The following is a 7624-nucleotide window of genomic DNA, read 5'->3' as shown; positions in this document are numbered from 1 at the left end:
ACTACGAGCCAGACACCAGGTGATCAGGATCCAACCACCGCAACATGCGGCAGCATCACCCTGACACTGAGTGGAGACTACATTCGGGTCCATGAGCGTCGAACTGACACAAGAGGTTTCCGACAGGCTGACGTCGGATCAATATGGCTGGCTGACGACGGTCGCGAAGTCCGGGCAACCGGTCCCGCGGCTGATCTGGTTCTACTTTGACGGGACCGACCTGACGGTCTATTCCACGCCGCAGGCGGCCAAGGTCGCCCACATCAAGGCGCACCCGCAGGTGAGCCTGAACCTCGACTCCGACGGCAACGGCGGGGGAATCATCGTCATCGGCGGCATGGCCACGGTGGACGCCACCGACGTGGACTGCCGCGACGACGAGCCGTACTGGGCCAAGTACCGTGACGCGGCGGCGAGATTCGGTCTGACCGACGCGATGGCCACCTACAGCACCCGGTTGAAGATCACGCCGACGAAGGTGTGGACGACGCCGACCGGCTGACCCCCGAGATCAGGGCGGGGGCGGCCCCCCGGGCGGAATCGCCCCGCCGCAGCCGCCGGGCGGCGGCGGCCCCGGAAGGGGTTCGTCCCCGCCGACGCAGTCGTAATAAAATTGCGGGCCGACTATCCAGGTTTTCATCCACTGGTGCCAAAACGAGCCGTCGGGGTACTTCTCGCCGTCGCACACGGCCAAATTGCCGTAACCCCATCGACCCCCCGGGCAGAAGCCCTTCGTCATGTCCGGCTGATGCGGATCGGGCGGATCGGCGCTGGCCACCGCCGGGGAAAGAACAAGCGCCGCAGCACAACCCAATATCACGGCGCCGCGGCGAACGAGCTCGAATTTCATTACGACTCCCCTGAATCAATACAGCCGATCCCAAGCGATCTTTTCGAATAGCTTACGACGCGGCGGATTTGCTGTGCGCCTTTCCGTGCAAGAGGCACGACGACCGCCAAAACCGCGCGGCCAGTCCACGTTCGACGCTAAGCGGCTCAGCGGAAGTCGCGCGACTTCGAGCCGACCGCCAGGGTGATGCGGCCCAGCCGCTCGGCCACGACTGTGACGGCGCCGCTGGCGTTTTGCACCTGCCCGCGGATCAGCAGCGCGGGCGCGGTGTTGGCCAGCTTGCGGTGGCGCGCCCACACCCCCGGCGTGCAGAGCACGTTGACCATCCCGGTCTCGTCCTCGAGGTTGATAAACGTCACCCCCTGGGCCGTCCCGGGCCGCTGCCGGTGGGTCACCGCGCCGGCGATCAGCACGCGGTCGCCGTCGGGCACGGATCCCAGCGCCTCGGCGGGCACCACGCCCATCGCGTCCAGGTCCTCCCGCAGGAATTGCGTCGGGTAGCTGTCCGGGGAGATGCCGGTGGCCCACACGTCGGCGGCGGCCAGCTCCAGCTCGCTCATCCCCGGCAGCGCAGGGATGTGCGACGACGAGCCCACGCCGGGCAGCCGGTCCGGGCGTTGGGTGGCGGCGGCCCCGGCCGCCCAGAGCCCCTCGCGCCGGGACATGGAAAAGCAGCCCAGCGCACCGGCCGTGGCCAGCGCCTCGGTCTGCGGCACGGACAGCTGCAGCCGGGTCGTCAGATCCAGCAGGGAGGCGAACGGGCCGTTGGCTTTTCGCTCGTCGACCAGCCGCTCGGCGAGGTCGTCGCCGATGTGGCGGACGGCACCCAAACCGAGCCGGACCTCCATCCCTTCGTTCTCGAGGGTGGCGTGCGCCAGGCTGGCGTTGACGTCCGGGCCGTGCACCGTCACGCCGTGCCGGCGCGCGTCGGCGACCAGCGACTGCGGCGAGTAGAAGCCCATCGGCTGCGCGCGCAGCAGCGCCGCGCAGAACGCCGCCGGGTGGTGCAGCTTGAACCACGACGAGTAGAACACCAGCGACGCGAAGGACAGCGCGTGGCTCTCGGGGAACCCGAAATTGGCGAAGGCTTCCAGCTTTTCGTAGGTCCGGTCGATCACGTCGTCCGGGGCGCCGTGCAGTTCACGCATGCCGTCGTAGAACCGGCCGCGCAGCCGTCGCATCCGCTCGGTCGAGCGCTTGGAGCCCATGGCGCGGCGCAGCTGGTCGGCCTCGGCGGCGGAAAAGCCGGCGCAGTCGACGGCGAGCTGCATGAGTTGTTCCTGAAAAAGCGGCACGCCCAGCGTCTTTCGCAGCGCGGATTCCATGGACGGGTGGTCGTAGACGACCGGGTCGACGCCGTTGCGCCGGCGGATGTAGGGGTGCACCGACCCGCCCTGGATGGGCCCGGGGCGGATCAGCGCGACCTCCACCACCAGGTCGTAGAACACCCGCGGCCGCAGCCTTGGCAACGTGGCCATCTGCGCCCGCGACTCCACCTGGAACACGCCGACGGAATCGGCGCGGCACAGCATCTCGTACACCGCCGGCTCGGAGAGGTCGAGGCGGGCCAGGTCCACCTCGATCCCCTTGTGTTCGGCCACCAGGTCGATGGCGTAGTGCAGCGCCGAGAGCATGCCCAGCCCGAGCAGGTCGAACTTCACCAAGCCGATTGCCGCGCAGTCGTCCTTGTCCCATTGCAGGACGCTGCGGTTCTCCATGCGCGCCCACTCCACCGGGCACACGTCGGCGATGGGGCGGTCGCAGATCACCATGCCGCCGGAATGGATGCCCATGTGCCGCGGCAGGTTCCGGATCTGGTTGGCCAGGTCGATCACCTGCTCCGGGATGTCCTCGATGTCCGGCGAGTCGGCGAGCCCGTTCCAGTGGCTGATCTGCTTGCTCCACGCGTCCTGCTGCCCCTGCGAAAAGCCCAGGGCGCGGGCCATGTCGCGCACCGCGATCCGGCCCCGGTAGGTGATGACGTTGGCGACCTGGGCGGCGTAGTCCCGGCCGTACTTGTCGTAGACGTACTGGATGACCTTCTCGCGCTGGTCCGATTCGATGTCCATGTCGATGTCGGGCGGCCCGTCACGGGCCGGCGACAGGAAGCGCTCGAACAGCAGCTCGTTGGCCACCGGGTCCACCGCGGTGACCCCGAGGGCGTAGCAGACCGCGGAATTGGCCGCCGACCCCCGGCCCTGGCACAGGATGTTGTTCTGGCGGCAGAACCGGGCGATGTCGTGCACCACCAGGAAGTAACCCGGAAACGTCAGGTGTTCAATGACTTTCAGCTCGTGCTCGATCTGGGCGTACGCGCGCGGCGCCGATTCCGGGAGCCCGTAGCGCTCCCGCGCCCCGGCCATGGTCAGCTGCCGCAGCCAGCTGTCCTCGGTGTGCCCGGCGGGCACGTCGAACGGCGGCAGCTGCGGCGCGATGAGTGCCAGCCCGAACGCGCACTGCTCGCCGAGCTCGGCGGCGGCCGTCACCGCGCCGGGGCGCCATGCGAACAAGCGGGCCATCTCCTCACCGGACCGCAGGTGTGAACCGCCCAGCGGGGCGAGCCACCCGGCGGCCGAATCCAGGGACTCCCGGGCCCGGATGGCGCCCATCGCCATGGCCAGCCGCCCGCGCGACGGATCCGCGAAATGCGCTGCGGTGGTGGCGACGACGCCGACGCCGAAGCGCGGCGCAATCCCGGCCAGCGCGGCGTTGCGTTCGTCGTCGAGCGGGTGACCGTGCCGGGTCAGCTCGACGCTGACCCGGTGCGCGCCGAACCGGTCCACCAGGTCGGCCAGCGCCCGCTCCGCCGCGTCCGGACCGCCCTGGTAAAGCGCCTGGCGCACATGGCCTTTGCGGCAGCCGGTCAGGATGTGCCAGTGCCCGCCGGCGGCCTCGGTCAGCGCGTCGATGTCGTAGCGCGGCTTGCCCTTCTCCCCGCCGGCCAGGTGCGCCGCGGCCAGCTGCCGCGACAGCCGTCGGTAACCCTCCGGGCCGCGGGCCAACACCAGCAGGTGAGGGCCGGGCGGGTCGGGCTGCTCGGTGCGGGCGCCCGGTCCCAGCGAGAGTTCGGCGCCGAAGACGGTGCGCAGCTCGAGTTCGGCGGCCGCCTCGGCGAACCGCACCGCCCCGTACAGACCGTCATGGTCGGTCAGCGCCAGGGCGCGCAGGCCCAGCCGGGCGGCCTCCTCCACCATCTCCTCGGGGGTGCTGGCGCCGTCGAGGAAGCTGAACGCCGAGTGCGCGTGCAGCTCGGCATACGGGACGGAGGATTGGGCCGGCCGGGTGTCGTCGGGCGGCTGGTACGTCCCGCGCCTGCGCGACAACGGGGCGTCCTCGGGAGGATCCGCCGGCGCGCCGGCGTGGCGCGGCTTGCCGTCGAGCACCCGCTCCATTTCCGACCAGCTCAGCGGCCCATTAAACCAACCCACGTCGCCGAGTCTACTCGAATGTATGTTCGATTTAACCCTGGCTCGTGACAACGGTTGTTAAACGGATCTTCAACTCCTAAACAAGGTCTTAACGCTGCGGGGCCTACCGGGCATAACCTGCCGCGCAGATACTGGTACAAGATCAAAATTCGACGGCGGGGACTGAGCATGGCGCAGGTGAAGACACTGGACACGGCGTTCCCCGATCAGCATGCCAGCCTGGCGATCGGGGCGGTCGCCATCGTCGACGGTCCGGCCCCCGATGACGAGCTACTGAAAGATCTTCTGGCGCAGCGACTTCCGTCGATTCCGCGGTGTACGCAGGTGCTGCGAACCCAGGACTTCGAGTGGATCGACTGCCCGGGGCTCGATTTCGCCCATCACGTGCGCCGGGTGGCGGTTCGGCGACCGGGCGATGACGCCGAATTGTCGCGGGCCATCGCCCATGCCCTGGAGCGCCCCCTCGACCTGGACCGTCCGCTGTGGGAGTGCTGGGTCATCGAGGGGCTGCGCGGCAACCGGTGGGCGATCCTGATGAAGGTCCATCACTGGCTGGCCGATGGCCACTCCGCCGCCCACCTGCTCACCCGGCTCTGCGACGACGCCGACCGCGACACGTTCGCCAATCACGCCGGTCCGAAGGGGATTTCGCCGACACAGGACCACAAGCGCGGCTGGACCGACGCGCTCGGGCGGGCCGCGGGGCTGGCGGACTCCCTCGTCGGGGCGATGTGGCCGGCGGCGCGGCCTGCGGTCGGCGCGGTCACCACCATGCGTAAGTACGGCACGGTGCGGGTGCCGCGCGCCGACGTCGACCGCGTGTGCCGCAAATTCGGGGTGACCGTCAACGACGTTGCGCTCGCGGCCATCACCGAGGGCTTCCGTACGGTCCTGCTGGGCCGCGGCGAACAACCGCGGGCCGACTCGCTGCGCACCCTGGTGCCGATGCCGATGCGATCGGCCATGCTGCCGTATCTGCCCGTCGAGCACGAGGACCCCGTCCAGCTGTTGCGGGCCGTGCAGGACCAGTGGAAGGTCAAGCACACCGACGAGCCCGGCCTCGTCGAGTCGGCGCTCAACATGTTGCCGACGATGTTGCGCAGCAACGTGATACAACTGCTGGCGCGGCTGCCGCAACGCGCGATCGTGACGCTGGCGACCAACGCGCCGGGTCCCCGCCACCAGCTGCGGCTGATGGGCCGGACGTTGGAGCGCTTCCTGCCGATTCCCCCGACCGCCGTGCGGCTGAGCACCGGGGTGGGCGTGCTCAGCTACGGCGACGAGGTGGTGTTCGGCATCACCGGCGAATACGACGCCGCGGCCGACGTCAAGCAGCTCGCCGCCGGCATCGAATTGGGTGTGGCGCGGCTGGTGGCGCTGAGCCAGGACTCGGTGTTGCTGTTCAGCAAGGACCGTCGGCGCAGGAGCAAGGCCCGGGCGTTTCCGAACCGGTCGCAGCGCGCGCACCCGTCGTCGCTGCGCTGACCCGGACCCGGTGGCCTTGGTCACCGTGAGAGGGTTGATCGGTGCCCACCTTGGAGCCGGTCACTATCGACCCTCGCCGTCACGACGCGGTGCTGTTCGACGCCGCATTGGGGTCCACCGAGGCACTCATCAGGCAATTGCGGGATGCCGGCGTCGACACCGGCGGCTTCTCGTCGAGCGACGATCTCGTGGTTGAGGGCGTGCGCCCGGGCCGGAGCGTCGTCGTCACCAACGACCCGGCGGTGGTTCGGGCCGCGCGCGAGCACGGGTTCGCGTTGGTCATCGGTGTCGCCCCGGCGGGTGACGCCGATGCAGTCGTGGACGACCTCGACCAGATCGCGGTCCGCACCGGGGACCGCCGGATGTCCGAGCTGCCGGACGCGCTGGATGCGCTCGACGCCCTGGCCGCCCACCGCCCGGCGGTGTTCTACGACTTCGACGGCACGCTGTCCGAGATCGTCAACGACCCGGACGCCGCGAGGCCGGTCGCCGGCGCGGTCGAGGCGCTGGGAAAGCTGGCCGCGCAGTGCCCGGTGGCGGTGCTGTCCGGGCGCGACCTCGCCGACGTGACGCAGCGCCTGGGCGTGCCCGGCATCTGGTATGCCGGCAGCCACGGCTTCGAGCTGACCGCGCCCGACGGGACGCACCACCAGAACGAGGACGCGGCGGCGGCCGTGCCGGTGCTCGAACAGGCGGCCGCCGAGCTGCGCGACAAGCTCGGGTCCATTCCCGGTGTCGTGGTGGAGCACAAGCGTTTTGGCGTCGCCGTGCACTACCGCAACGCCGCCCGTGATCGCGTCGCCGAGGTCGCCGCGGCGGTGCGGACGGCGGGCCGGCGCGACGCGCTTCGGGTGACCACCGGCCGCGAGGTCATCGAGCTGCGCCCGGACATGGACTGGGACAAGGGAAAGACCCTCCGCTGGGTGCTCGAGCACCTGCGCGAGGCCGGCCCGCTGGTGCCGATGTATCTCGGCGACGACATCACCGACGAGGACGCGTTCGACGCCGTCCGCGCGGACGGTGTCCCGATCCTGGTGCGGCACAACGAGGACGGTGACCGCGCCACCGCCGCGCTCTACGCGCTGGATACCCCCGCGCAGGCCGCCGAGTTCACCGACCGGCTGGCCGAGCGGTTGAAAAGCACCCGCACATAACCATCACCTTCGGTCTGCTGACCACGGCCATTCCTGCGAATGGTCTGAGCGTCGGCGTATCTCCGAGCGCGAGGTACGCAAACCCGCTAGGCTTCCCGCCGACTCGGGAGGTCAGCATGTCGTTTGTATTCGCGACCCCGGACGTGGTGGCGTCGGCCGCAACGGACTTGGCGGGAATCAGGTCGGCGATCGGTTCGGCCAACGCCGCCGCCGCCGCGCCGATAGCGCAGGTGCAGGCCGCGGCCGCCGACGAGGTGTCGGCGGCCATCTCCGCGCTGTTCGGCGAATACGGCCAGGCATATCAGGCATTCAGCGCGCGGGCGACCGCTTTCCACGACCAATTCGTGCAGCTGTTGAACGGCGCGGGCCTGTCCTACGCCGCCGCCGAGGCCGCCAACGCCTCGCCCCTGCAGACCCTCGAACAGGATGTGCTCGGCGCCATCAACGCGCCCACCCAGACGCTGCTGGGACGCCCGCTGATCGGCAACGGCGCCGACGGGACCGCGGCGAGCCCGAACGGCCAGCCGGGTGGGTTCCTGTATGGCAACGGCGGCAACGGCTACACGCAAGCCGCCGGGTCCGGCCTGAGCGGCGGCAACGGCGGCTCCGCCGGGCTGATCGGCAACGGCGGTCTCGGCGGGAACGGCGGCAGCAGCACCACCGCCGGGGTGGCCGGCGGCAACGGCGGGGCCGGCGGTCGCGGCGGC

Annotated in this window: 6 protein-coding genes; 4 read left to right on the top strand and 2 right to left on the bottom strand. The window is 70.1% G+C overall.

What is annotated here, in order from left to right:
• Positions 1-91: 91 nt before the first annotated feature.
• On the top strand, positions 92-502 hold the full coding sequence (locus N415_RS30200) for a TIGR03667 family PPOX class F420-dependent oxidoreductase (protein WP_068189942.1): 411 nt from the start codon (positions 92-94) through the stop codon (positions 500-502).
• 9 nt (positions 503-511) lie between these two features.
• On the opposite strand, the gene N415_RS30195 is transcribed toward N415_RS30200, so the two are convergent.
• Both N415_RS30195 and N415_RS30190 read right to left on the bottom strand, forming a co-directional pair.
• Positions 512-850 carry a hypothetical protein gene (locus N415_RS30195; protein WP_068189939.1) on the bottom strand — a complete coding sequence of 113 codons (339 nt, stop codon included), beginning with the start codon at positions 848-850 and terminating at the stop codon, positions 512-514.
• A 146-nt stretch (positions 851-996) separates the two neighbouring features.
• Positions 997-4278 carry an error-prone DNA polymerase gene (locus tag N415_RS30190; protein WP_068189938.1) on the bottom strand — a complete coding sequence of 1094 codons (3282 nt, stop codon included), beginning with the start codon at positions 4276-4278 and terminating at the stop codon, positions 997-999.
• Between the two features lie 168 nt (positions 4279-4446).
• On the opposite strand from N415_RS30190, the gene N415_RS30185 reads away from it, so the two are divergent.
• The 3 genes from N415_RS30185 to N415_RS30175 all read left to right on the top strand — a co-directional run.
• Positions 4447-5763 (top strand): wax ester/triacylglycerol synthase domain-containing protein, encoded by a 1317-nt coding sequence (locus N415_RS30185; RefSeq protein ID WP_068189935.1) that lies wholly within the window; start codon positions 4447-4449, stop codon positions 5761-5763.
• Positions 5764-5804: 41 nt separating this feature from the next.
• The gene (gene otsB, locus N415_RS30180) at positions 5805-6917 is read left to right on the top strand and encodes a trehalose-phosphatase (RefSeq protein WP_081665617.1); all 1113 of its coding nucleotides are present in this window, start codon (positions 5805-5807) and stop codon (positions 6915-6917) included.
• 116 nt (positions 6918-7033) lie between these two features.
• Positions 7034-7624: PE family protein (locus tag N415_RS30175; protein WP_152531655.1), on the top strand; the 591-nt coding region annotated here is incomplete at its 3' end.

Origin of the sequence: Mycobacterium sp. UM_CSW (assembly GCF_000455205.1) — a bacterium.
Lineage (GTDB): Bacteria > Actinomycetota > Actinomycetes > Mycobacteriales > Mycobacteriaceae > Mycobacterium.
This window is presented reverse-complemented; position numbering and strand designations above follow the sequence as displayed.

Bases quoted from the DNA above. Each gene is read 5' to 3' on its own strand.
- N415_RS30200 (WP_068189942.1), top strand. From the start codon at position 92: ATGAGCGTCGAACTGACACAAGAGGTTTCCGACAGGCTGACGTCGGAT.
- N415_RS30195 (WP_068189939.1), bottom strand. From the start codon at position 850: ATGAAATTCGAGCTCGTTCGCCGCGGCGCCGTGATATTGGGTTGTGCT.
- N415_RS30185 (WP_068189935.1), top strand. From the start codon at position 4,447: ATGGCGCAGGTGAAGACACTGGACACGGCGTTCCCCGATCAGCATGCC.